This is a genomic window from Pseudoxanthomonas daejeonensis, from assembly GCF_022637495.1.
GTDB classification, from domain to species: Bacteria; Pseudomonadota; Gammaproteobacteria; order Xanthomonadales; family Xanthomonadaceae; genus Pseudoxanthomonas; species Pseudoxanthomonas daejeonensis.
The window spans coordinates 1,683,328-1,705,611 of record NZ_CP093331.1 but is presented as its reverse complement, the minus strand read 5'-3'; the positions used below and the strand labels follow the sequence as shown (position 1 = coordinate 1,705,611).

Here is a 22,284-nt window from a genome sequence, read left to right as displayed (position 1 = left end):
GGACGCCGGCCGGTGTTACGCGCTCAGGCGCTGCGCGCGCCCTTGTAGACGGCGGCGTTGATGCACGAGAAGACGCTGACCACGAACCAGCCGAACGGCAACAGCGAAAGCGTGATCAGCCAGGTCACCACGAACGCGATGCAGGCCACCGCGAACCACAGGATCGCCGAGAGCAGGCGGCCCTGGATCAGCTGGCCAAGCCCGGGCACGAAGAAGCTGCACAGTGCGGCAATCACGTTGCCGGTCGATCCCTGGGCCATCGCCTTTCCCGCCATTTCGTGGATGTGGACCACAGGCTACAGCAGTCCGTCGCGCTTGACCGCCAGGTAGCGCTCGACCAGTGCCGCCGACAGGTCGGCCGGGGCCACGTCCAGGGTCATGACGCCGTGCTGGCGCAGCGCCTCGTGCGCGGCGGCGCGCTGCTGCAGGTAATGGGCGACCGCGCCGGCGGTCACCGCGCCATCCAGGTCCGCCACGTCCGCATCCAGCGTCGCATCCAGCACCTGTTCGCGCAGGCTCGCCACGCAGACCAGGTGGCGGCGCTGCAGCAGGCGCACGGCCGCCAGCAGTTCCCCGCTGTCCTCCTCGCGGACGTTGGTCACCAGCATCACCTGCGCGCGCCGCGGCTGGCGCCGCGCCAGTTCGCCGGCCAGCGCCAGGTAGTCGGTGGCCACCGGTGCGGGCTGCAGGTCGTAGCTGGCGCGCAGCAAGGCATCCAGTGCGCCCATGCCGCGGTGCGGCGGCACCCAGCGGGCTTCGCCGCCGGCGGCCATCAGTCCCACCGCATCGCCCTGGCGCAGGCCCAGCCAGGCCACGACCAGCGCGGCGTTGAGCGCGTGGTCGAAATGGGTCAGTCCGCCTTCGCTGGCCAGCATCCGCCGGCCGGTGTCGACCACCAGCAGGACCTGCTGGTTGCGTTCTTCCTGGTACTCGCGCGAGACCAGCTTGCGCGCGCGTGCGGTCGCCTTCCAGTCGATCCGGCGCAGGCTGTCGCCGATGCGGTACTCGCGCATCTGCTGGAAGTCGGTGCCTTCGCCGCGCCGGCGGCGCACATGCGCACCGACCACGCGCGAGGCCTGTTCGGCGCTCAGCAGGGCCAGCCGCGCCAGCGGCGCGAAGTCCGGATACACGCGCACCTGCCGCGGTTCGCCGGCCAGGCGCGACTGCGTCCACAGGCGCAAGGGCGAGTGCAGTCGCAGCTGCGTGCCGGGAAACACGTGCAGGCCACGCGCGGCGGCGGTGAGCCGGTAGCGCACCGAGATTTCCTGCCCGGGTACGACGCGCAGGCGCTGCGGCAGGCCCTCGACCGGCCAGCCGGAAGGATGCAGGTCGAACAGGTCCAGCCGCTGCCGGCGCGGGGCGACGATCTTCAGTTCGACCTCGCGCCGGTGGCCGACCGGCAGGGCCTCGGGCAGCACGCGCTGCACGTCCGGCGTCGGTCGCGCACGCAGCAGCAGCCCATCAAGCAGCGCGAACGCGACCAGGCTGGCGCCCGTTGCCCACCACGCGGCAGCCGGCACCTGGCCGGCCAGCACCGCGGCACCGACCACGGCCCATGCCGCCAGCAGCACCAGCAATGCCGGGGCCGGCCTCATCGGCGCATCCGTGGTTGCGGGAACGGCGGGCGCGCCTGGCTCACTGCCGCGGCGCCTCGACCCGGGCCAGCAACGCCTGCAGCACGTCGTCGACCGACTGCCCGTCGATCTGCAGCTCCGGCGCCAGGGTGATGCGGTGGCGCAGCGCCGGCATGGCGATCGCGCGCACGTCGTCGGGCGTGGCGAAGTCGCGGCCGCCGAGCACGGCCTGCGCGCGCGCCGCGCGGACCAGGGCGATGCTGCCGCGCGGACCCGCGCCCAGCGCGATACCCGGCGACTTGCGGGTGGCGGCGACGATCCGTACCGCGTAGTCGAGTACCGCCGGATCCACCGCGACCTGCGCGGTGCCCTGCTGCATCGCCAGCACCTCGCCGGCATCGAGCACGCGTCGCACCTGCGACAGGTCGAAGTCGCCGCCGCTGCGCCCGCCGGTGGTCGCTTCCACCAGGCGCTTCTCGTCCTCGAGCTTCGGATAGCCGATCAGCACCTTGAGCAGGAAGCGGTCCAGCTGCGCTTCCGGCAGCGGATAGGTGCCCTCCTGCTCGACCGGGTTCTGCGTGGCCAGGGCCATGAACGGCGGCGCCAGCGCGAACGAGCGGCCTTCGATCGTCACCTGCCCTTCCTGCATCACTTCCAGCAACGCCGACTGGGTCTTGGCCGGGGCGCGGTTGATCTCGTCGGCCAGCAGCAGGTGGGTGAACACCGGGCCGCGGCGGATCTTGAAACTCTCGGTCTTCGGGTCGTAGACCGCATGGCCGCTGATGTCGCTGGGCATCAGGTCCGGGGTGAACTGCACGCGTGCCCAGTCCAGCTCCAGTGCCTGGCCCAGCGCGCGCACCAGCAGGGTCTTGCCCAAGCCAGGCACGCCTTCGATCAGCACGTGGCCGCCGGCCAGCAAGGCGACCAGGACCTGGTCCAGTGCCTCCTCCTGGCCGATGAAGGCCTTGCCCACTTCGGCGCGGATCGCCTCCACGCGCGTGCTGAGAGCTTCGCCGGTAATCGCATCGGCAGCGGTGTCGTTCATAGCCGGTTCCTCATCTGGATCAGGGTGCGCACGCGCGCGAAAAAGACATGGCGGTCCTGCACCCCCTGGCGGGTGAGGGCTTCGCGGACCAGGTAGTGCGGCAGCTGCAGGCGCGCGGCGATCGCCTGCACGCGCGCCTCGCCGGCCAGGGCGGCACTGGCGGGGTCGCGCCGGCGCAGGCGGGCGAGGAAGGCCTCGCGCGTGGCGTCGTACAGCAAGGGCGCCTGGCCCCGCCGCAACAGCAAAGCGCCGCTGGCGCGCACGTGCTCGCGCAGCGATCGGCGCGAGGCCACCGGCGACGGCAGCCACGGGCCGAAGCGCTGCGCGCGACGCCACAGCCAGCCGGCCAGCAGCAAGGCCAGCGGCGACCACAACATCCAGCCATCGCGCAGCAGGCGCCACCACAACGATTCGATGCGCGTCGCGTAGACCAGGTGCACGGTGCCGCGGCCGTAGTTGGGCGCCAGCAGCTGCCGGGCCAGGGCCTGGTGGGTCGCCTCGTCGAGCTGGTCGTTGCCGAAGATGTCGTAGTCGCTGGCCACGTCCACGGTGCCGCGGCCGTGGGCGAGGCGGACGAAGGCGTAGCCGGGTTCCGCGTCGCCCCATGCACGCCGCGGCGAAACGCCACGCTCCAGCTGCACGCGCCAGCCGTCGCAGAATTCCACGTGGGACTCCTCGCCGCGCACCTGCAGCTGCACGCACGCCGGCGGCAGCAGGGCTTCCACGCCGAGCCGCAGCAGCAGCGGCGGGACCTCCGGTGCGCCGTCGGCGTCGTCATCGCCGGGGACGGACGCCAGCGGCGTGCGCAGCAGCAGGTGGCCACCGCTTGCGACCCAGTCCAGCAGCGCGTCCACCTCGGCGGCGCGCAGCCGCGCCGGATCGCCGTCGAGCAGCACGGTGTCGCCCGGTGCGGATACGAACAGCGCCGGCTCCAGCCGCTGCCGCGTCTGTGCGGGCACCTTGTCCGCGCGCAGGCTCTCACGCAGTGCATACAGCGGGTTCCACGCCGCTTCGCCCTGCGGCGGCAGCGGCTGCTTGTGCTCGATCCGTTCGTGGGTGTGCAGGAACCACGCGACCAGCGCGGCGACCACCGCGCATGCCGCAAGCGCGACCAGCGCGGCAAGCAACCCGGTGCGTGCCCTGGGCTTCATCCGCGCCACGCCCACTGCATCCGCGCCGAGTCCAGCAGGCTGTCGAACTCGCTCTCGGCGGGCAGGCGCCCGGCATAGGCGGCGTACTGCCACACCCGCACCACCTGCGCGAACAGTTCGCGGGCAGCCGGCAGCGGCAGCTTGCGTGACGCGCGAAGGCACTGGGCTTCGGTCGCACCTGGCGGGAGTTCGACCTGCGCGTCGCGGGCCATCGCCTCGACGCTGCCGCGGTAGACCAGGGCCAGGGCCTCGCGCGGGTGTCCGGACTGCCAGAGGCGGCGCGCCGCGGCGGCGATGTCCTCGGGCAATGCCTCGGGCATGGCCAGCGGCGTGGACGCCACGACCGGTGCTTCGGCGCGTTTGCGACGTGCAGAGCCTCCCAGCCACGGCAGCCAGCGCGGCGCGGTCACCAGGACCAGCACGACCAGCACGGCGACCGCGATCCACAGCATCCATTCGCCGATGCGCGACAGCAGCACGGCCAGGACGGACAGGTCCGGCGCGTCGCCGGTCTTTTCCCGGGGCGGCGACTTGGGCCGCCATTCCACTACGGTGCGTTCGCCGCCCAGCAGCGGATCGCGATAGGTGCGCGCGACCGCATCGCGAAAGCGCGCGTCATCGGCATGGTCCTGGCCGAACACCTGTTCCAGTGTTGCCGGCTTCGCGTCGTCTGCGCCCTGCTGTTGCGCGAGCACCTCCGCGGGCGACAGCAGCGTGCATGCCAGCAACAGCAGGGCCAGTGGCGCGGCGGCCTGGGCGAGCAGGCGTTCGCGCAGGCGCCGGAACGCCAGCTCCACGTCCCAGGCTTCGGTTTCGGTACGGCGGTTGAGGTAGAGGCCGAAGCCGGCGGCCACGTAGAACGGTCCGACCACCGACACCGCCAGCCATGCGACTGCGTTGAACGCCAGCTCCAGCCACGGCGGCGGCCCGGCGCGCAGCAGCATCCAGAACGAATTGAGCGAATCGGGCAGCAGCTCCGGCGGGACCGCCAGGAACACCGCCGCGACCACGCCCAGCGCCAGCGCCAGCTCGAAGTGCCAGCAGGTCCAGGTCAGCAGCGCCGCTTGCCCGTAGGCCGGACCGCCGACCACGCGACGACGCGCGCGGCGTTGCGCCGCGGCGGAGCCTTCGAGCAGGTCCACCGGCATCAGCAGGGAGCGCGCCGGCGACAGGCGGCGCCAGAGCAGGTGGGCCGCCATCGCACCGCGGCCGAAGCTCCACTGCGCGCGCAGGGTTTCCACGGTGCCCGGCGTGTGGCCGAAAACGCCGCGCGAAAGCACGTACAGCGGGATCCGGTCGAACAGCGGCTTGAGCCACCACATCAGCAGCGCCGCCAGCCACACCCGGTCGAGCATCCACGCGGCGGCATTGAGCACGACCAGCACCGGCAGCGTCGCCAGCAGCCACGGTCGCCACACCGCGCCGGCATGGCGGCGCAGCAGGGCGGTGCCCAGCTCCATCGCTTCCCACGACGAGCGCGGGCGCAGGGCGACGTCCAGGTCTTCAGGACGCATCGTCGCCCTCCGCGCCCGCGGCACCGCGGCCGCCGCGCCACAACCAGCCCAGCACCAGCGTCCACATCGCGGCCGAGAACGTGTACTTGGCCCACGCCGGGATCGAATGGGTGGACGACCAGAACGCCTCGACGAAGGCCGCCAGCAGCAGCATCACCACCACGCCCAGGCACAGTCGTGCGCCGATGCGGCCGGCGCGGACCAGCGCATCGCGGCGCCGGTACCGGCCCGGCGCGATCAGGTCCAGGCCCAGGCGCAATCCGGCGCCACCGGCGATGACGATCGCGGTCAGCTCCAGCGGCGCATGGCCGGCAACGAAGCGCCAGAACGTCTCGCCGTATCCGATCGCGTGCAGGTGCCCGGCCACCGCGCCGATGCTCACGCCGTTGAAGACCAGCACCAGGATCGTGCCGACGCCGGCGAGCAAGCCGCCGGCGAAGGTGCGCAGGCCGATGCTGATGTTGTTCATCACGTAGTGGCCGAACATCTGCCAGTCGCTGCCGCTGTCGCGTCCGAGCGCCTGGCGCGGATCGGCTGGGTCGTACATCGCCTCCATCTGCGCGATCTGGCCCGGGTCAAGGATCTGGTGGACCAGCTCCGGGCGTAACTGCAGCAGCACGAACAGGGTGACCAAAGGCAACGCGAACAGCACCAGCGCGGCAGCCATGCAGCCGGCCTGGCTGCGCACCAGCTGTGGGAAGCCGGCGACCAGGAATTCGGCGGCCCGGTGCCAGCGCGGCGGTGGCGCGCGGTAGAGCACCGCATGGCCCTGCTGCATCAGCGCCTGCAAGCGCTGCAGCAGCGGCGTGCTGTAGCCGCGGCGCCGCGCCAGGGCCAGCTGCTGGCACAGCCGGCGATAGCGGGCCGGCACGTCGCCGTCGTCCAGGCCGATCGGCGCGGCCTTCATGCGCGCCGTCACGCGCACGCCGCCGCATGCCTTCAGCCACAGCTCGAACGCATCCCATTCGGCCTGGTGGCGGGCGACGAACTGCTCCTGCTTCATCGGTGCGCCCCGCTCCGACGCGACATCAGCGCCGCCCCAGCAGCCAGTTGGCCATGCCGTACAGCCTGCGCACGCCTTCGCCTCCGGTGCTGCCGGTCAGCGGATGCGCCAGCGCGGCGAGTTCGGCCTGGCGCCCGGCCGACAGCCGCGGCGCGCGTTCGCCGAAGGCGACGATCGCGGCCTGCTCGTCCGGCAGCAGCGCCTGCGCCGGGGCCAGGGGAGTGGCCGGCGGCAGTTGCGGATCGAGTTGCCGCGGCAGCACGTGCACCACGACGGTGTCGGCGACCAAGTCGCCGAGGCGACGGCTGTGGCGGTCGTACAGGCAGCTGGCCAGCCCGGTCGCGTAGCCGAACGGCAGCATGTCCACCGCCCGCATGAGATTGCGCACCACCGCGGGCAACCAGCCCACCGGCGCGCCGTCGCCGGCCACCACGCGCAGGCCGAGCGCGCGCTTGCCGGGCGTCTGCCCGTTCCAGGCCGCCTCCAGCACGATCGGGTAAGCCCAGAACACCAGGAACAGGCCGACGCTGTACAGGCCCTCGCCCAGGCCACCGAGCATCCCGAGCACCATCGCCAGCGCCAGCAGCACCCCCAGGCGCACGACCAGGTCCAGCAGCCAGGCCAGCGCGCGCGGCACCGGACCGGCGGCCGGCAGGTGCAGGGCCACGCCCTCCGGCGTCAGCACTTCGCGATAGGTGTCGAGCATCCCCGCCGCCGGTGCATCCGTGGCGGCGCGCGACTGGCGTTCCTGCCAGGCAACCTCCCGTGGCGGCATGCGGTCCTCGTGGTATTTCCCCGCGCCGACTGTAGCGGCCGTGCCCGCGCTTGCCCAGCGCGCGCGGCGCCTGCAGCAGCGCAACCACAGCCGGGAGGCGGGGCCTAGACTGCGCGCATGGATGCACGTTCCGACCATCGCCCATTCGCCTGCCGCGCCGGCTGCGCTGCCTGCTGCACGGCCCCGTCGATCACCTCGCCGATCCCGGGCATGCCCCATGGCAAACCCGCCGGCGTGCCCTGCGTGCAGCTGGACGACACGCTGCGCTGCCGCCTGTTCGGAAAACCCGAACGGCCGCCGTTCTGCGCCTCGCTCAAGCCGGGCCCGGAGATGTGCGGGGCCAGTCGCGCCGAGGCGATGGCGATCCTGGCCACGCTCGAATCGGCGACCGCGCCTTGAGCGCCCGTCAGGCGCCGGCCATGCCCAGGTACTGGTCCTTCAAGCGCACGTAGTGCGCGGCCGAGTAATGCAGGCTCTCGATCTCGCGATCGGTCAGCTTGCGGGCGAAACGCGCCGGGTTGCCCAGCCACAGCTCCGCCTCGCCGACGACCTTGCCCGGCCCGAGCACGGCGCCGGCGCCGAGGAAGCCGTACTTCCTCACCGTGGCGCCATCGAGGATGCACGCACCCATGCCGATCAGGCACAGGTCCTCGATCGTGCAGGCGTGGATGATCGTGCCGTGGCCGATGGTCACGTCCGCGCCGATCAGGGTCGGATAGCCGGCCTTGTTGAACGGGCTGTGGTGGCTGACATGGACGATGGTGCCGTCCTGCACGTTGGTGCGCGCGCCGACGCGGATGTAGTTGACGTCGCCACGCAGCACGCAGCCGGGCCAGACCGAGGCATCGTCGGCCAGTTCGACATCGCCGATGACGGTGGCGGCCGGATCGACATAGACGCGCTCGCCCAGGCGGGGAGCCTGGTCGAGGTAGGGGCGCAGCAAGGGGGGAAATCCGGTCATGGCCCATTGTATTGAATTCCCCTCCATACCTGGCCGTAGACTGCGGCGATGACCACTCCAGCGACCACTTCCGCCACGGCGGCCACCACCGCCGCGACCGCGACGATCACTGCCGCCAATGCCGCGATCGCCGCGGCCACGGCCACGGCGGAATCCGCCGGCGAAGGCCCCGGCAACGACACGGCGCACGAGGCCGCGACCACCGTCGCCGCCCTGGCCCCGACCCTGCACCGCCTGCGCGAAGCCTGGCAGGCGCAGCCGCCCGGTTATGAACAGCGGCGCGCCGACCTGCTGCGGCTGCGTGCGGCCCTGAAGCGCCGGCTCCCGGAAATGGCCCGCACCATCGCCGCCGATTTCGGCCACCGCTCGCACGATGAAAGCCTGCTGGCCGACGGCATGACCGTGCTGGCCGGCATCGACCACCTGCTGCGCCACCTGCGCGGCTGGATGAAGCCGCGCAACGTCGGCGCCGGCTGGCGCCTGTGGCCGGCGCGCGCGCAGCTGCGCCACGTGCCGCTGGGCGTGGTCGGGGTGATCGCGCCGTGGAACTACCCGGTGAACCTGGCGCTGATCCCGCTGGCCACCGCGATCGCCGCCGGCAACCACGTCTTCCTCAAGCCCTCCGAACACACGCCCAGGACCACGCGCTTCCTGCAGGAACTGCTGGCCGAGGTGTTCCCCGCCTCGCGCGTGGCGGTGGCCGATGGCGGCGCCGAACTGGCCGGCGCTTTCGCCGCGCTGCCGTTCGACCACCTGGTATTCACCGGATCGACCGCGGTCGGACGCAAGGTCATGGCGGCCGCCGCGGCCAACCTCACCCCGCTGACCCTGGAGCTGGGCGGCAAGTCGCCGGCGATCGTCTGCGCCGACTATCCGATCGAGCGCGCCGCCGCGCGCCTGGCCACCGGCAAGTGGTTCAACGCCGGCCAGACCTGCGTGGCCCCGGACTACCTGCTGCTGGTCGGCCGCGCGCGACGCGATGCGCTGGTGCAGGCGCTGCGCACGGAAGTGGCGGCCCGTTACGGCGACCTGGGCGACGGCGCGCCGGACTACAGCCGCATCGTCAACGACGCGCAGTTCGACCGGCTGCAGGGCTGGCTCGACGAAGCGCGCGCGCGCGGCTGCGAAGTGCTGCCGCTGGCGCCCACGCATGATCCGGCGCAGCGCCTGTTCGCGCCGGTCCTCGTGCTGGATCCACCGGATGACCTGGCGCTGATGCGCGAGGAGATCTTCGGCCCGATCCTGCCGCTGGTCTGCGTGGATTCGCTGGAACAGGCGATCGCCTTCGTCAACGCGCGTTCGCGGCCGCTGGCGCTGTACCCCTTCAGCCACGAGCGCGGCCAGGTCGAGACGATCCTGCGCTCCACCCTGGCCGGTGGCGTCACCGTCAACGACACGCTGCTGCATTTCGCGGCCGAGAACCTGCCGTTCGGCGGCGTCGGTGCCAGCGGCATGGGCGCCTACCACGGCCGCGCCGGATTCGACGCGCTTTCCAAGCCATTGCCGGTGCTGTGGCAGGCGCGGCGCAGCGCGACCGACCTGCTGCATCCGCCGTATCCGCGCATCCGCCGGGTGATCGACCTGCTGCTGCGTTGACCGGGGCGCTGCGCCGGCGCGGGGCTATGCTATGCGGCCGTCACCCGGCGCACCGCTTCCCATCAAGACCGCCCGATGAAGATCGCCAGCTGGAACGTCAACTCGCTCAACGTGCGCCTGCCGCACCTGGAACAGTGGCTGCGCGCGTTCGGCCCGGACGTGGTCGGCCTGCAGGAAACCAAGCTCGAGGACCACAAGTTCCCGGACACGGCCCTGGCCGGGCTCGGCTACCGCAGCGTGTTCTCCGGCCAGAAGACCTACAACGGCGTGGCGATCCTTGCGCGCGAGGAGCCGCGCGACGTGCTGGTCGGCGTGCCCGGCTTCGAGCACGAGCACCGGCGCGCGATCAGCGCCACGATCGGTGGCACGCGCATCATCAACCTGTACGTGGTCAACGGCCAGGATGTCGGCACCGACAAGTACGAGCTCAAGCTGCAATGGCTGGCCGCGGTGCACGAATGGCTGCGCGAGGAAGCGCGCGCGCATCCGCACCTGGTGGTGCTGGGCGACTTCAACATCGCCCCCGACGAGCGCGACGTGCACGACCCGGCCGTGTGGAACGACACCCACATCCTGACCTCGGCCCCCGAGCGCGCCGCGCTGCGCGACCTGCTCGCGCTCGGCCTGCACGACGGCTATCGCCTGCTGCACGAGGAAGGCGGGCAATTCAGCTGGTGGGACTACCGGCAGGCCGCGTTCCGGCGCAACCTCGGCCTGCGCATCGACCTGACCTTGGTCTCGGAGGCGTTGCGCGCGCGCACGGTCGCGGCCGGCATCGATCGCGAACCGCGCACCTGGGAACGGCCGAGCGACCATGCGCCGGCATGGATCGAACTGGCGCCCTGAGTCGCGTGCTGCTCCGCAGCGACTGCCGGAAAGACGAAGGCCCGGCGATGGCCGGGCCCCGTCTCCTCGTCGCACGGCGCTTCCGGGGCGCGTCAGCGCACCCGGCCGCGGGTGAACAGATTCACGATCGCAAGCAGGATCACTGCACCGATGATCGAGAACAGGAAGGTACGGATGGTGATGGCTTCATTGATGCCGCCGCCGAAGATCCAGCCGGCCAGCAGCGCGCCGACGATGCCGACGATGATGTTCAACAGGATGCCCTGCTGTCCGTCGCGCCTCATGATCAGGCTGGCCAGCCAGCCGACGATGCCGCCCACGATCAACCAGATGATGATGCCCATGCTCTGTGTCTCCTCAGGTCCACGATTGTCACCCCCATACCCGGGGTGGGCCGGGCCATCAGACCCGCCATGGCGTGAAGCGGCCGTATACCTCGCGGCCGTCGCGCGACCCACCCGACGGGCACCATGAGCACGCCCGTGCGCTGGCAGTTCGGCCCGGTCCAGGTGCAGGCGTTGCCGCATGTGCCGGGGCTGCGCGGCGAACCCCAGGTCCGTGGACTGCTCGCCGGTTGGCTCGGCGAAACCGATGCCGCGACGATCCTGGCCCGCGATGCGTGGGGGCGGCCGCGCCTGCTGGCGCCCTACGAGGATCGCGATGCCGGCTGGAGCCACAGCGGCGAACGCCTGCTGCTGGCGATGGGCCGCGATATCACCCTGGGCGTGGACCTGGAGCGGTTGCGGCCACGACCGCGTGCATTGGAGCTGGCGGAACGCTACTTCGCCCCGGCTGAAGCCGCGCGCCTGCGCGCGACCGCACCGGCGCAGCGCGAAGCGACGTTCCTGCGCCTGTGGTGCGCCAAGGAGGCGCTGCTCAAGGCGCATGGACGTGGCCTGGCCTTCGGCCTGGACCGCCTGGAGTTCGGCATCGACGAAGACGGCGCGCCGGTGCGCCTGCTCGCCTGCGATCCGGCACTGGGCATCGCCGCGGAATGGCAGCTGCGCGAATGGACCCCCGAACCCGGCTACCACGCCGCAGTGGCCTGGTACCCGCGCGGCACATAGGCTGCGGTCGCCCCGGCGTTCCTGGAAACGGATCGCGGGCGAGGACGCACCATCGGCGATACTTTGCCCATGGACACTCCCTTCTCCCCCGCCCTGCGCCAGCGCCTGGACGACGGCCTGGCCACGCTCGACCTGGACCGCGCCCTGGCCAGGCCCCTGCTCGACTACCTGGCCCTGCTGCTGCGCTGGAACCGGACCTACAACCTCACCGCGATCCGCGATCCCGACGAGATGGTGGTGCGCCACCTGCTCGATTCGCTGGCCATGCACCCGTTCGTGCAGCCCGGCGCGCTGGCCGACCTGGGTACCGGGCCGGGGCTGCCCGGCATCCCGCTGGCGATCGTGCGCCCGGACCTGCAGGTGACCCTGGTCGAGAGCAACGGCAAGAAGGCGCGCTTCCTGCGCGAGGCCGTGCGCCAGCTCAAGCTGGGCAACGCGCGGGTGGCCGAATCACGCGCCGAGGCGGTCGCCGAACCGGGTGCCTATGCCCAGATCACCGCCCGCGCGCTCGATACCCTGGCCGGGATCCTCGAGGTCGGGGGCCACCTGCTCGCCCCGCACGGCCGCCTGCTGGCGATGAAAGGCGTGAACCCGGTCGAGGAAATCGCCGCGCTGCCGGCTGGCTGGACCTCGCTGGCAGTACACCCGCTCGCCGTGCCGGGACTGGACGCGGAGCGGCACCTGGTCGAGGTGGGCCGGGCGACTTGAAATACGCATAATGGCCCGTTCCGGACCCTCGGCGTCCCGCAACCAAGGCAGTTCCCGCATGGCTCGCATCATCGCCGTCGCCAACCAGAAGGGAGGCGTGGGCAAGACCACCACGGCGGTCAACCTGGCCGCCGCGCTGGCGCGTACTCCCAAGCGCGTGCTGCTGGTGGACCTGGATGCGCAGGGCAACGCGACCATGGGCAGCGGCGTGGACAAGCGCGAGCTGGAGGCATCGACCTGCGACATGCTGCTGGGCGAGCGCGATGCGCGCTCGATCCTGCACACCACCGCCGAAGGTTTCGACCTGCTGCCGGGCAACATCGACCTGACCGCCGCCGAGATCCAGCTGATGGACGTCGACGGCCGCGAGCAGAAGCTGAAGATCGCGCTGGAACCGCTGCGCGGCGAGTACGACTTCATCATCATCGACTGCCCGCCGGCGCTGTCGCTGCTGACCCTCAACGCGCTGACCGCGGCCGACTCGGTGATCGTGCCGATGCAGTGCGAGTACTACGCGCTGGAAGGCCTGAGCGCGCTGGTGGAAACCATCGAGGCGCTGCGCCAGCGCCTGAACCCGGGACTGGAGATCGAAGGGGTGCTGCGGACCATGTTCGACGTGCGCAACAACCTGGCCAATGCGGTGTCGGCCGAACTGACCGAGCACTTCGGCGACCGCGTGTTCCGGACCATCGTGCCGCGCAACGTGCGCCTGGCCGAGGCGCCCAGCCATGGCCAGAGCATCGTCGGCTACGATGCCGCCTCGCGCGGCGGCGTCGCCTACCTGGGCCTGGCCGGCGAAGTGATCCGGCGCCAGCACGAACGCGAACGCGGCCTGCGCCCGGTGGAGGCCGCATGAGCACGGCGAAGAAGCGCGGCCTGGGCCGCGGCCTGGAAGCCCTGCTCGGCCCCAAGGGCGCGGCGGCCACCCCGCCCGAGCAGGCCGACCAGCCGCAGCCGGGCGACGTGATGCGCACCCTGCCGGTGGGCCAGCTGCAGCCGGGCAAGTACCAGCCGCGGCGCGACATGGACCCGGCCAAGCTCGAGGAGCTGTCGGCCTCGATCCAGGCGCAGGGCGTGATCCAGCCGATCGTCGTGCGCGAACTGGCACCCGGGCAGTACGAGATCGTCGCCGGCGAGCGCCGCTGGCGCGCCTCGCAACTGGCCGGCCTGAGCGAAGTGCCGGTGGTCCTGCGCGAGCTGGACGACCGCACCGTCATCGCCATGGCGCTGATCGAGAACATCCAGCGCGAAGACCTCAACCCGCTGGAAGAAGCGCAGGCGCTGCAGCGGCTGATCGACGAGTTCTCGCTGACCCACGCCGAGGCCGCCGCCGCGGTCGGGCGTTCGCGCGCGGCGGTGTCCAACCTGCTGCGCCTGCTCGACCTGCCACCCGCGATACGCGCGCTGCTCGAGTCGCGCCGGCTGGAAATGGGCCACGCCCGCGCGCTGCTGACCCTGTCGCCGGAGCTGGCCAGCAAGCTGGCCTACGAGGCCGCCGAACATGGCTGGTCGGTGCGCGAGGTCGAACACCGCGCCCAGCAGTTCGCCGCCGGCAAGGTGCCGGCCAGCGGCAATGCCGCGCGCAAGGCCACCGCCGCGCGCGCGCAGCAGCCTGACATCGCCTCGCTGGAAACCGAACTGTCCGAGTCGCTCGGCGCCAAGGTCGCCATCGCCCACGGCAAGGGCGGCAAGGGCAAGCTGGTGATCCATTACGCCGACCTGGACTCGCTGGAAGGCGTGCTGGAGCGGCTGCGGGTCCGTCCGTCCTAGTATCGGGCCGCGGCCGGCGACGCATGCCGGCCAACGCGAGATGGCCCAGGCCGGTCGACGACGGCGTGCCGGGCGGCGATTCCCTGTTCACCCGGCGCTTGCGACAATGCCGCCAGCTGACACGGGCTCCCCCATGACCGTCCTCGTCACCGGCGCCGCTGGCTTCATCGGTGCCTACACCTGCCAGGCGCTGGCCGCTCGCGGCGAACGCGTCGTCGGCCTGGACAACTACAACGCCTATTACGACCCGGCGATCAAGCGCGACCGCGTAGCCGCGCTGTGCCCGGGCATCGACATCCGCGCGCTGGACCTGGTGGATCGCGACGGACTGGCCGCGCTGTTCGACGAGGTGAAGCCTGATCGCGTCGTCCACCTCGCCGCGCAGGCCGGCGTGCGCTACTCCCTGCAGAATCCGCACGCCTATGTCGCCAGCAACCTTGATGGCTTCGTCAATATGCTCGAGTTGTGCCGGCATCGCGGCATCGGCCACCTGGTCTACGCCTCGAGCAGCTCGGTGTATGGCGACTCGGCGACGCCACCGTTCTCCGAAGACCAGCGCATCGACAAGCCGCGCTCGCTGTACGCCGCGACCAAGGCCGCCAACGAACTGATGGCCTACACCTACGCCCAGCTGTACGGGCTGCCCGCGACCGGCCTGCGCTTCTTCACCGTGTACGGCCCGTGGGGCCGCCCGGACATGGCGCCGCTGCTGTTCGCGCGCGCGGTGCTGGCCGGGCGCGAGATCGAGGTGTTCAACCAGGGCCGCATGCGCCGCGATTTCACACATGTTTCCGACATCGTGTCCGGCATCCTCGGCGCGCTCGACCATCCGCCGGCCGGGACGGTGCCGCACCGGGTCTTCAACCTGGGCAACCACACCCCGGTCGAACTCGAGCATTTCATCGCGGTCATCGAGCAGGCCGCCGGCCAGCCGGCGCGCAGGCAGTACCGGCCGATGCAGCCGGGCGACATGGTCGAGACGATGGCCGATACCGGGCGGGCGAAGGCGGCATTCGGCTTCGAGCCGCACACTCCGATCGAAACCGGACTGCCGCCGGTGGTGCACTGGTGCCGCGACTATTTCGGGGACGCGGCCTGACCCCCTGATTCCCACCTCCCCTTGCGAACGACGCCATGACCCCACCCGAGCTTTCCGTCGTCGTCCCGGTCTTCAACGAACGCGACAACATTCCCCCGCTGGTCGGCGAGATCGTCGCCGCGCTGCGTGGCCGCACGCCGTTCGAGATCGTCTACGTCGACGACCAGTCGCGCGACGACTCGCTGGCGGTCCTGCAATCGCTCAAGGCGCAGGTGCCGGAACTGCGCGTGCTGCGCCACGTGACCCAGAGCGGGCAGAGCACCGCGGTGCGCAACGGGGTCAAGGCGGCGCGCGGGGCGTGGATCGCCACCCTCGACGGCGACGGCCAGAACGACCCGGCCGACATCCCGAAGCTGCTGGCCGCGCGCGATGCGGCCGCACCGGAGGTGAAGCTGTTCGCCGGCTGGCGCGTGGACCGGCGCGACTCCGGTTCCAAGCGCTGGGCCAGCCGCTGGGCCAACGCGATCCGCGCCCGGATGCTGCGCGACGACACCCCCGATACCGGCTGCGGGATCAAGCTGTTCGAGCGCGCCGTGTTCCTCGACCTGCCCTACTTCGACCACATGCACCGCTACCTGCCGGCGCTGGTCCAGCGCGCGGGCTGGCAGACGGTCAGCGTGCCGGTCGCGCACCGGCCACGCACCGCGGGCGTGTCCAAGTACAACAACCTGGGCCGCGCGCTGGTCGGCATCCGCGACCTGCGCGGGGTGGCCTGGCTGATCACCCGCAGCCGCCGGACGGCGGTCGAGGAGCGCTGAGATGGAATTCTTCGAGCTCAACCAGCAGCTGGAGTGGCTGGCCTGGACCGGCCTGCACGTCACCGGCTGGAAGCTGATCGGGTATACCGGCGCGCTGATGTTCGGCGGCCGCTGGCTGGTCCAGTTCGTGGCCACGCGTCGCGCCGGCAGGCCGGTGATCCCGCGCCTGTTCTGGTACATGAGCGTGGTCGGCAGCCTGATGACGCTGAGCTACTTCCTGTTCTCGGCCAAGCAGGATTCGGTGGGCGTGCTGCAGAACCTGTTCCCGACCTTCGTCGCGCTCTACAACCTGGTGCTGGACATCCGCCACCGCGGCTGGCGACGCGACCGGGCCACGCACTGACGACGTTCGGCGCGGCGCCGCGACCGTCGTCACGGGCCGACCCGACTTCCGGGACATGGACCGGGCGCGCCGGGATGGGATGATCGGCGTTTCCCCCGAGCATCCCGGCCCCGCATGAGTCGTCCACTTTCCGTCGCCCTGCTGCTCGCCCTGTCCCTGCCCATCGCCGGCGCGGCATTCGCCGATACCGCTCCGGTGGCCGTCGCCAGTGACGCGGACAAGCGTTTCCAGGCGATCTACGAGAAGGAATGGACCTGGCGGCAGGCACAGAACGGGCTGGGCGACGAGGACAGCGCCGCCACGGAAGGCAACCTCAATCCGGACCTGCCCGACGTATCGCCGGCCGCGCAACAGGCCCGGCTCGCGGCCTGGACCGACGTGCTGCGCCAGCTCGACGCGCTGGATCCGGCGCAGCTGTCCGCCGCCAACCAGGTCAACCTGGCGATCTATCGCGCCCAGGTCCAGGACCTGGCCGACGAGACCCGGCTGCGCGGCTACGAGATGCCGTTCAATTCCGACAGCTCGTTCTGGGCCAACCTCAACTTCATGGCGCGGCGGCCGATGCACACCGCCGCCGCCTATCGCGCCTACATCGCGCGATTGAACGACGTGCCGCGCTACTTCGACCAGCAGACCGACAACATGCGCGCGGGCCTGGCGCGGGGCTTCAGCGTGCCGCGCGCAGTACTGGAAGGACGCGAAGGCTCGATCGCCGCCGTCGCTGGCCTTGAGGATCCGACTGCGTCGGCGCTCTACGCCCCGTTCAAGGTCATGCCGACGCAGATTCCGGCCACCGAGCAGCAGGCGTTGCGCCAAGCGGCGCAGGCAGCGATCGGCGATGCGGTGATCCCCGCGTTCGCCCGGCTGCAGGGGTTCTTCCGCGACGAGTACGTACCGCAGGCACGGACCACGCTGGCCGCCAGCGCGATGCCCGATGGCAAGGCCTACTACCGCCAGCAGATCCGCCGCTACACCACGCTGGACCTGACCCCGCAGGAGATCCATCGGATCGGCCTGGCCGAGGTGGCGCGGATCCAGGGCGAGATGGACGCGATCATCGACCGGGTCGGCTTCAAGGGCGAAAGCGAGCAGACCCGGTTCCAGGACTTCCTGCATTTCCTGCGCACCGATCCGCAGTTCTACGTCACCGAACCGCAGCAGCTGCTCGACCGCGCCGCCTGGATCTCCAAGCGCGTGGACGGACAGATCGGCCGCTACATCGGTACCCTGCCGCGCGGCCGCTTCACCATCGTGCCGGTGCCCGACGACATCGCCCCGTTCTGGACCGCCGGCCGTGGCGGGCTGGGCACCTACTGGGTCAACACGTACGACCTGCCCTCGCGGCCGCTGTACAACCTGCCGGCGCTGACCCTGCACGAATCCTCGCCCGGCCATGCCGTGCAGGCGGCACTGAGCCAGGAGCAGAAGGCGCTGCCGGCGTTCCGCCGCGACAGCTACATCTCCGCCTATGGCGAGGGCTGGGCGCTGTACACCGAGAAGCTGGGCAAGGAGATGGGCGTCTACGAGACGCCGTACGAGGACTTTGGCCGGCTGACCTACGAGATGTGGCGGGCCAGCCGGCTGGTCATCGACACCGGCCTGCACCACTACGGCTGGAGCCGCGACCGGGCGCTGGCCTACCTGCGCGAGCGCACCGCCCTGTCCGAGCACGAGATCACCACCGAGGTCGACCGCTACATCTCCTGGCCGGGCCAGGCGTTGAGCTACAAGCTGGGCGAGATCGCCATCGTCGGCCTGCGCGGCCGGGCCGAGGCCGAGCTGGGCGACCGCTTCGACATCCGCGCCTTCCATGACGCGGTCCTGGCCGAGGGCTCGGTGCCGCTGCCGGTGCTGGAGGCCCGGATCGGGGCGTTCATCGACGCGGCCAGGGCCGCCGGCCCGGCAGGCGGGGCTTCCCGGGCGCCCTGAGCGGGGGCGGACGCCCACCCTGAAGGGTCAAACCCGGTTGCAATCAGCTACTTGCCCCGGCATAATGCGCGGCTCGCTGCGTCCGGCATGTCCGGATCGGTAGCCCGGGAGCGCGATCCGGGGCTGCCTTCGCGGTCGAATCCCTTCCCGCATCGCGTACGGCCCGTCCACATGGAAAGGCCGCGGGGCCGCCGTCTCCCGGGCTATGGGCGACACCAGACCTTTCGAGGTGCGTATGTCCCGAGTTTGCCAAGTAACCGGCAAGGGCGTGCAGAGCGGCAACAACGTCTCGCACGCGAACAACAAGACCCGCCGCCGTTTCCTCCCCAACCTGCACGAGCGCCGCTTCTGGGTGGCCTCCGAGAACCGTTGGGTGAAGCTGCGTGTTTCCGCTGCTGCGCTGCGCACCATCGACAAGAACGGTATCGATACCGTCCTGGCCGAGCTGCGTGCACGCGGCGAAAAGATCTGAGGAGTAATCGACCATGGCTTCCAAGCGCGACAAGATCCGCCTGATCTCCTCGGCCGGTACCGGCCACTTCTACACCACCGACAAGAACAAGAAGAACACGCCTGCCAAGATGGAGATCAAGAAGTACGATCCCACCATCCGCAAGCACGTGATCTACAAGGAAGGCAAGATCAAGTAAGCCTTCCGCCTCCGGGGTCCGCCCCGGGATGCAAGGACGAAGATCCGCAGAGCCCGCCTTCCGGCGGGCTTTTGCGTTGTGGCGCCGGCGCCATGCGGAAACCGTGCAGAATCCGGTTCAGCGAACGGACCCGGCAGCGCCATGGACTACTGGACGATCGGCACCACCCTGCTGGCCCTGGACTGGACGATCCGGCTGGCCGCCCTGTGGTGGATCCCCAGCCGCTCGGTGCCGGCCGCCGCGCGCAGCTGGCTGCTGCTGGTGTTCTTCCTGCCGCTGCTGGGGCTGCCGCTGTACCTGCTGGTCGGCCAGCCATGGATCTCCGGCCAGCGGCGGCGGCGCCAGGACCGGGCCTCGCTCGCCGTCCGCGAAGGCCAGATCCCGCAGAGCGCGCTGCGCTGGCAGCCGCCGCCCATCGGCCCTGCCGCCGAGACCGTGCCGCTGGTGGAGCGGATGGGCGACTTCATGCCGGTGCGCGGCAACGCGGTCGAGCTGCTCGACGACTACGACGGATCCATCGCCGCCCTCATCGCCGACATCGATTCCGCACGCGAACGCGTGCACCTGCTGTACTACCTGATGTTCGACGACGCCGTGGGCCAGGCGGTCGCGGCTGCGCTCGTGCGCGCGGCCGGACGCGGCGTGCGCTGCCGGCTGCTGCTGGACGCGGTCGGCGCCAAGCGCGGCTACCGGCGCTTCGCCGGCCCGCTGCGTGCCGCCGGGGTCGAGGTCCAGCGGATGATGCCTGGTGGACTGCGCTGGCGCCGCAGCAGCCGCATGGACCTGCGCAACCACCGCAAGATCGCTGTGATCGACGACCACGTCGGGTACGTCGGTTCGCAGAACCTGGCCGACGCGGTCTTCGTGCGCGGCCACCCCAACCGCGAACTGGTCGCGCGCGTGCGCGGGCCGATCGTTTCGCACATGGAAGCGGTGTTCGCCAGCGACTGGTACCTGGAAACCGGGCAGATGCTGGAGGTCTCGCCGGCGCGGCCGGTGCACGACGAGGACGTGGCCGCGCAGCTGCTGCCCAGCGGTCCGGCGTATCCGTTCGGAAACGCCGGCGAGACGGTCAACTCGCTGATCCACCTGGCCCAGCACCGGCTGGTGCTGACCACGCCCTACTTCGTGCCCGACGACGCGACCATGAGCGCGCTGCGCATCGCCGCGCTGTCGGGCGTGGACGTGCAGCTGGTCCTGTCGGCGACCAACAACAAGCGCGTGCTGCTGCTGGCCCAGCAGTCCTACTACGAGGAACTGCTCCAGGCCGGAGTCAAGATCGCGCTGTACCAGCCGCACTTCATGCACGCCAAGCACCTGAGCGTGGACGATTCGGTCGCGCTGGTAAGTTCGATCAACCTGGACATCCGCTCCTTCGCGCTCAACGCCGAGATCGGCCTGCTGTGCTACGACCGCGACGTGGTGGCGCGCATGCACGAGATCGAAACCGACTACCTCGCCCATTCGCAGATGCTGTCCCTGGAGCAATGGCAGCGGCGACCCTCGTGGCGGCGCAGCCTGGAAGGCCTGTCGCGACTGGCCGATTCGTTCATGTGAGCGCGGCCCGGCAACGGCGGCCGGGTAGAATCGCATCCATGCAGTCCCGCTTCGACATCGCGATCATCGGCGGCGGCGCCGCCGGCACGCTGGCGGCGATCCAGTGCCTGCGCCAGGCGCGCGAGCCCGTGCGGATCGCCCTGTTCGAGCCGGCGCCGCGCCTGGCCGAAGGCGTGGCCTACGCGACCGACCGCCCCGAGCACCTGCTCAACGTTCCGACCGGCCGCATGAGCGCGTTGCCGGGAAGTCCCGCTGATTTCCTGGACTGGCTTGCGCTTCGGGACGGCCACCGCGACACCGCACGCGAAGCGCTGGCGCGCAGTTATGCGCCGCGCCGCGAGTACGCGCACTACCTTCGCGATCGCCTGGAGCAGGCGCGCGCAGGCAGCGTGGCGACGCTGGACGTGGTGCCGCAGCGGATCGATGCGCTGGCACGCGACGGCGACGTCTGGCGCCTTTCCTGGAACGACGGACAGGCACGCGCACGACGCGTGCTGCTGGCGGTCGGCAACGCGCCACGGCCCCTGCCGCTGCGCGGTTCCGGTGCGCTGACCCGACCGCGCCTGGTCGACGCCTGGGACTATGCGGGCGTGGCGGCGATCGGGCCGGAAGCCGACGTATGCATCGTAGGCACGGGCCTGAGCATGGTCGATGCGGTACTGACCCTGGAGGCCAACGGCCACCGGGGTCGGATCCACCTGCTGTCGCGGCATGCGCTGCTGCCGTTGGCGCATGAGCCCGTCCACCAGGTGGACGACCAGCTCGATGTCGACGGCCTGAAGGTGCTGGGCGTGCGCGCACGGTTGCGACAGCTGCGCCGGCAGGCGCGCGACGCGGCGGCGCGCGGCCTGCCGTGGCAAGCGGTGATGGAAAGGCTGCGCCCGCACGTGCAGGCCCTCTGGCGTTCGATGCCCACCATCGAGCAGCGTCGGTTCCTGCGCCACGCCGTGCGGCACTGGGATATCCACCGGCATCGCATCGCCCCCGCGGTGCGGGACGTGCTGCAGGACCTGCGCGACAGCGGGCGCCTGCACGTGCACCGCGCCCGTCTGGACATGGCCACCGCCGGCCAGCGCTGCGTGCAACTGACCGCGCGGACCCACGACCAGCGCATCCTCGCCCTGGACGTCGACCACGTGGTCAATGCCACCGGCGTGGAGATGCGCGTGCAGGCCATGCGCAGTGCGCTGCTCGTGCAGTTGCTGGGCGACGGCCTCGCAGGCCCGGGCGCGCACGGCATCGGGGTGGCTACCGATGCCTCGGGCCGCCTGGTCGATGCGAGCGGCCATGCGCAGGATGCGCTGCGCGTGATCGGCAGCCTGCGCATCGGTGAAGCCTGGGAAAGCATCGCGGTGCCGGAACTGCGGGTCCAGGCCGAAGCCATCGCCGGCGACTGGCTCGGCGACGGCGCGCACGCATCGCCCTAGGCGTCGGCCCGCGCTCCCGGCACCAGCGCGGCCAGGGCCCTCTGCAGTTGCGCCTCCGGCGCGAGATCGACCGGCAGTGCGACAACGTCCGGCTCACCGCGTGGATCCTCGAGGGTGGCGAACTGGCTGTCCAGCAGCGACACCGGCATGTAATGGCCGCTGCGCGCGTGCATCCGGGCGGCGATGAGGCGAGCCTCGCCCTGCAGGTAGACGAAGCGCAGCGGCAGCCCCGTGACGCGCAGCGCATCGCGATGCCGCCGGCGCAGGCCGGAGAACGCCAGGGCGATGCGTTCGCCCGCCTCCACGCGGCGCACCAGGTCGCTCGCGATGCGTTCCACCCACGGCTGGCGCATCGCATCGGTGAGCGGTTGCCCGCTGGCCATGTGCGCCTTCGCCTCGGTGCTGTGGAAGTCGTCGGCATCGAGGAAGGTCGCCGGCCAGGTATCGGCCAACGCGCGTGCGAGCGTGGTCTTGCCGCTGCCGGACACGCCCATCACCACGGCGACGCGGA

25 protein-coding genes are annotated in these 22,284 nt (G+C 71.1%); 15 read left to right on the top strand and 10 right to left on the bottom strand.

Annotated features, from left to right (window positions below):
• Positions 1-23 precede the first annotated feature (23 nt).
• From MNQ95_RS07660 to MNQ95_RS07630, 7 genes are read right to left on the bottom strand one after another with little or no spacing between them, the layout of a single operon-like run.
• On the bottom strand, positions 24-260 hold the full coding sequence (locus MNQ95_RS07660; protein WP_241954296.1) for a hypothetical protein: 237 nt from the start codon (positions 258-260) through the stop codon (positions 24-26).
• Positions 261-296: 36 nt separating this feature from the next.
• Complete coding sequence (locus tag MNQ95_RS07655) at positions 297-1,595, bottom strand: DUF58 domain-containing protein (protein ID WP_241954295.1); 1,299 nt, start codon at positions 1,593-1,595, stop codon at positions 297-299.
• A 40-nt stretch (positions 1,596-1,635) separates the two neighbouring features.
• Positions 1,636-2,619 carry an AAA family ATPase gene (locus tag MNQ95_RS07650; protein WP_241954294.1) on the bottom strand — a complete coding sequence of 328 codons (984 nt, stop codon included), beginning with the start codon at positions 2,617-2,619 and terminating at the stop codon, positions 1,636-1,638.
• Positions 2,616-3,770 carry a DUF4350 domain-containing protein gene (locus tag MNQ95_RS07645; protein ID WP_241954293.1) on the bottom strand — a complete coding sequence of 385 codons (1,155 nt, stop codon included), beginning with the start codon at positions 3,768-3,770 and terminating at the stop codon, positions 2,616-2,618. Before MNQ95_RS07645 ends, MNQ95_RS07650 begins: the two co-directional genes overlap by 4 nt.
• The gene (locus MNQ95_RS07640; RefSeq protein ID WP_241954292.1) at positions 3,767-5,284 is read right to left on the bottom strand and encodes a DUF4129 domain-containing protein; all 1,518 of its coding nucleotides are present in this window, start codon (positions 5,282-5,284) and stop codon (positions 3,767-3,769) included. Before MNQ95_RS07640 ends, MNQ95_RS07645 begins: the two co-directional genes overlap by 4 nt.
• The gene (locus tag MNQ95_RS07635) at positions 5,274-6,287 is read right to left on the bottom strand and encodes a stage II sporulation protein M (protein ID WP_241954291.1); all 1,014 of its coding nucleotides are present in this window, start codon (positions 6,285-6,287) and stop codon (positions 5,274-5,276) included. The genes MNQ95_RS07640 and MNQ95_RS07635 overlap by 11 nt, the downstream gene beginning before the upstream one ends.
• A 25-nt stretch (positions 6,288-6,312) precedes the next feature.
• Positions 6,313-6,993 (bottom strand): RDD family protein, encoded by a 681-nt coding sequence (locus tag MNQ95_RS07630; RefSeq protein WP_241954388.1) that lies wholly within the window; start codon positions 6,991-6,993, stop codon positions 6,313-6,315.
• Between the two features lie 186 nt (positions 6,994-7,179).
• Here MNQ95_RS07630 and MNQ95_RS07625 point away from each other — a divergent pair, with 186 nt between their 5' ends.
• Positions 7,180-7,461, top strand: coding sequence for a YkgJ family cysteine cluster protein (locus MNQ95_RS07625; protein WP_241954290.1), 282 nt, complete (start codon positions 7,180-7,182; stop codon positions 7,459-7,461).
• Between the two features lie 7 nt (positions 7,462-7,468).
• Here MNQ95_RS07625 and MNQ95_RS07620 read toward each other — a convergent pair whose 3' ends face one another.
• Positions 7,469-8,023 carry a gamma carbonic anhydrase family protein gene (locus MNQ95_RS07620; protein ID WP_162410405.1) on the bottom strand — a complete coding sequence of 185 codons (555 nt, stop codon included), beginning with the start codon at positions 8,021-8,023 and terminating at the stop codon, positions 7,469-7,471.
• A 48-nt stretch (positions 8,024-8,071) separates the two neighbouring features.
• Between MNQ95_RS07620 and MNQ95_RS07615 the strand changes: the two genes are divergently transcribed.
• Complete coding sequence (locus MNQ95_RS07615) at positions 8,072-9,619, top strand: coniferyl aldehyde dehydrogenase (RefSeq protein ID WP_241954289.1); 1,548 nt, start codon at positions 8,072-8,074, stop codon at positions 9,617-9,619.
• A gap of 75 nt (positions 9,620-9,694) precedes the next feature.
• Entirely contained in the window at positions 9,695-10,465 is a 771-nt protein-coding gene (gene xth, locus MNQ95_RS07610; protein WP_162410403.1) for an exodeoxyribonuclease III, read from the top strand.
• Between the two features lie 92 nt (positions 10,466-10,557).
• Here the strand turns inward: xth and MNQ95_RS07605 are convergent, their stop codons facing one another.
• Positions 10,558-10,809, bottom strand: coding sequence for a GlsB/YeaQ/YmgE family stress response membrane protein (locus MNQ95_RS07605; RefSeq protein WP_162410402.1), 252 nt, complete (start codon positions 10,807-10,809; stop codon positions 10,558-10,560).
• 126 nt (positions 10,810-10,935) lie between these two features.
• On the opposite strand from MNQ95_RS07605, the gene MNQ95_RS07600 reads away from it, so the two are divergent.
• From MNQ95_RS07600 to MNQ95_RS07545, 12 genes are all read left to right on the top strand, one after another.
• A complete protein-coding gene (locus tag MNQ95_RS07600) occupies positions 10,936-11,532 on the top strand; it encodes a 4'-phosphopantetheinyl transferase family protein (protein ID WP_162410401.1) in 597 nt (198 codons plus the stop codon).
• A gap of 69 nt (positions 11,533-11,601) precedes the next feature.
• Positions 11,602-12,240, top strand: a complete 639-nt coding sequence (rsmG, locus tag MNQ95_RS07595) for a 16S rRNA (guanine(527)-N(7))-methyltransferase RsmG (protein ID WP_162410400.1) — start codon at positions 11,602-11,604, stop codon at positions 12,238-12,240.
• Positions 12,241-12,298: 58 nt separating this feature from the next.
• Positions 12,299-13,096, top strand: coding sequence for a ParA family protein (locus MNQ95_RS07590; protein ID WP_241954288.1), 798 nt, complete (start codon positions 12,299-12,301; stop codon positions 13,094-13,096).
• On the top strand, positions 13,093-14,010 hold the full coding sequence (locus MNQ95_RS07585; protein WP_241954287.1) for a ParB/RepB/Spo0J family partition protein: 918 nt from the start codon (positions 13,093-13,095) through the stop codon (positions 14,008-14,010). Before MNQ95_RS07590 ends, MNQ95_RS07585 begins: the two co-directional genes overlap by 4 nt.
• Before the next feature lie 133 nt (positions 14,011-14,143).
• Positions 14,144-15,109, top strand: a complete 966-nt coding sequence (locus tag MNQ95_RS07580; RefSeq protein ID WP_241954286.1) for an NAD-dependent epimerase/dehydratase family protein — start codon at positions 14,144-14,146, stop codon at positions 15,107-15,109.
• A 35-nt stretch (positions 15,110-15,144) separates the two neighbouring features.
• Positions 15,145-15,867, top strand: a complete 723-nt coding sequence (locus MNQ95_RS07575) for a glycosyltransferase family 2 protein (protein WP_241954285.1) — start codon at positions 15,145-15,147, stop codon at positions 15,865-15,867.
• A 1-nt stretch (position 15,868) separates the two neighbouring features.
• Entirely contained in the window at positions 15,869-16,210 is a 342-nt protein-coding gene (locus MNQ95_RS07570) for a lipid-A-disaccharide synthase N-terminal domain-containing protein (protein ID WP_241954284.1), read from the top strand.
• A gap of 114 nt (positions 16,211-16,324) precedes the next feature.
• Positions 16,325-18,139: a DUF885 domain-containing protein gene (locus tag MNQ95_RS07565; protein ID WP_241954283.1), complete on the top strand. Its 1,815-nt coding sequence runs from the start codon at positions 16,325-16,327 to the stop codon at positions 18,137-18,139.
• Between the two features lie 235 nt (positions 18,140-18,374).
• Entirely contained in the window at positions 18,375-18,611 is a 237-nt protein-coding gene (gene rpmB / locus MNQ95_RS07560) for a 50S ribosomal protein L28 (RefSeq protein WP_162410393.1), read from the top strand.
• Positions 18,612-18,624: 13 nt separating this feature from the next.
• A complete protein-coding gene (gene rpmG, locus MNQ95_RS07555; protein ID WP_162410392.1) occupies positions 18,625-18,789 on the top strand; it encodes a 50S ribosomal protein L33 in 165 nt (54 codons plus the stop codon).
• A 141-nt stretch (positions 18,790-18,930) separates the two neighbouring features.
• Positions 18,931-20,346, top strand: a complete 1,416-nt coding sequence (cls, locus tag MNQ95_RS07550; RefSeq protein ID WP_162410391.1) for a cardiolipin synthase — start codon at positions 18,931-18,933, stop codon at positions 20,344-20,346.
• Positions 20,347-20,384: 38 nt separating this feature from the next.
• A complete protein-coding gene (locus MNQ95_RS07545) occupies positions 20,385-21,773 on the top strand; it encodes an FAD/NAD(P)-binding protein (RefSeq protein ID WP_241954282.1) in 1,389 nt (462 codons plus the stop codon).
• Here the strand turns inward: MNQ95_RS07545 and MNQ95_RS07540 are convergent.
• Positions 21,770-22,267 carry a gluconokinase gene (locus MNQ95_RS07540; protein ID WP_241954387.1) on the bottom strand — a complete coding sequence of 166 codons (498 nt, stop codon included), beginning with the start codon at positions 22,265-22,267 and terminating at the stop codon, positions 21,770-21,772. The two genes, MNQ95_RS07545 and MNQ95_RS07540, sit on opposite strands and share 4 nt — an antisense overlap.
• Positions 22,268-22,284 lie beyond the last annotated feature (17 nt).

What these genes read in the sequence shown, in the direction of transcription:
- MNQ95_RS07585 (WP_241954287.1), top strand. Translation starts at nt 13,093, where the DNA reads ATGAGCACGGCGAAGAAGCGCGGCCTGGGCCGCGGCCTGGAAGCCCTG.
- MNQ95_RS07660 (WP_241954296.1), bottom strand. Translation starts at nt 260, where the DNA reads ATGGCCCAGGGATCGACCGGCAACGTGATTGCCGCACTGTGCAGCTTC.
- MNQ95_RS07640 (WP_241954292.1), bottom strand. Translation starts at nt 5,284, where the DNA reads ATGCGTCCTGAAGACCTGGACGTCGCCCTGCGCCCGCGCTCGTCGTGG.
- MNQ95_RS07565 (WP_241954283.1), top strand. Translation starts at nt 16,325, where the DNA reads ATGAGTCGTCCACTTTCCGTCGCCCTGCTGCTCGCCCTGTCCCTGCCC.
- MNQ95_RS07615 (WP_241954289.1), top strand. Translation starts at nt 8,072, where the DNA reads ATGACCACTCCAGCGACCACTTCCGCCACGGCGGCCACCACCGCCGCG.
- xth (WP_162410403.1), top strand. Translation starts at nt 9,695, where the DNA reads ATGAAGATCGCCAGCTGGAACGTCAACTCGCTCAACGTGCGCCTGCCG.
- MNQ95_RS07600 (WP_162410401.1), top strand. Translation starts at nt 10,936, where the DNA reads ATGAGCACGCCCGTGCGCTGGCAGTTCGGCCCGGTCCAGGTGCAGGCG.
- rpmG (WP_162410392.1), top strand. Translation starts at nt 18,625, where the DNA reads ATGGCTTCCAAGCGCGACAAGATCCGCCTGATCTCCTCGGCCGGTACC.
- MNQ95_RS07580 (WP_241954286.1), top strand. Translation starts at nt 14,144, where the DNA reads ATGACCGTCCTCGTCACCGGCGCCGCTGGCTTCATCGGTGCCTACACC.
- rsmG (WP_162410400.1), top strand. Translation starts at nt 11,602, where the DNA reads ATGGACACTCCCTTCTCCCCCGCCCTGCGCCAGCGCCTGGACGACGGC.
- MNQ95_RS07545 (WP_241954282.1), top strand. Translation starts at nt 20,385, where the DNA reads ATGCAGTCCCGCTTCGACATCGCGATCATCGGCGGCGGCGCCGCCGGC.
- MNQ95_RS07635 (WP_241954291.1), bottom strand. Translation starts at nt 6,287, where the DNA reads ATGAAGCAGGAGCAGTTCGTCGCCCGCCACCAGGCCGAATGGGATGCG.
- MNQ95_RS07605 (WP_162410402.1), bottom strand. Translation starts at nt 10,809, where the DNA reads ATGGGCATCATCATCTGGTTGATCGTGGGCGGCATCGTCGGCTGGCTG.
- MNQ95_RS07590 (WP_241954288.1), top strand. Translation starts at nt 12,299, where the DNA reads ATGGCTCGCATCATCGCCGTCGCCAACCAGAAGGGAGGCGTGGGCAAG.
- MNQ95_RS07650 (WP_241954294.1), bottom strand. Translation starts at nt 2,619, where the DNA reads ATGAACGACACCGCTGCCGATGCGATTACCGGCGAAGCTCTCAGCACG.
- cls (WP_162410391.1), top strand. Translation starts at nt 18,931, where the DNA reads ATGGACTACTGGACGATCGGCACCACCCTGCTGGCCCTGGACTGGACG.
- rpmB (WP_162410393.1), top strand. Translation starts at nt 18,375, where the DNA reads ATGTCCCGAGTTTGCCAAGTAACCGGCAAGGGCGTGCAGAGCGGCAAC.
- MNQ95_RS07620 (WP_162410405.1), bottom strand. Translation starts at nt 8,023, where the DNA reads ATGACCGGATTTCCCCCCTTGCTGCGCCCCTACCTCGACCAGGCTCCC.
- MNQ95_RS07630 (WP_241954388.1), bottom strand. Translation starts at nt 6,993, where the DNA reads ATGCTCGACACCTATCGCGAAGTGCTGACGCCGGAGGGCGTGGCCCTG.
- MNQ95_RS07575 (WP_241954285.1), top strand. Translation starts at nt 15,145, where the DNA reads ATGACCCCACCCGAGCTTTCCGTCGTCGTCCCGGTCTTCAACGAACGC.
- MNQ95_RS07655 (WP_241954295.1), bottom strand. Translation starts at nt 1,595, where the DNA reads ATGAGGCCGGCCCCGGCATTGCTGGTGCTGCTGGCGGCATGGGCCGTG.
- MNQ95_RS07540 (WP_241954387.1), bottom strand. Translation starts at nt 22,267, where the DNA reads ATGGGCGTGTCCGGCAGCGGCAAGACCACGCTCGCACGCGCGTTGGCC.
- MNQ95_RS07570 (WP_241954284.1), top strand. Translation starts at nt 15,869, where the DNA reads ATGGAATTCTTCGAGCTCAACCAGCAGCTGGAGTGGCTGGCCTGGACC.
- MNQ95_RS07645 (WP_241954293.1), bottom strand. Translation starts at nt 3,770, where the DNA reads ATGAAGCCCAGGGCACGCACCGGGTTGCTTGCCGCGCTGGTCGCGCTT.
- MNQ95_RS07625 (WP_241954290.1), top strand. Translation starts at nt 7,180, where the DNA reads ATGGATGCACGTTCCGACCATCGCCCATTCGCCTGCCGCGCCGGCTGC.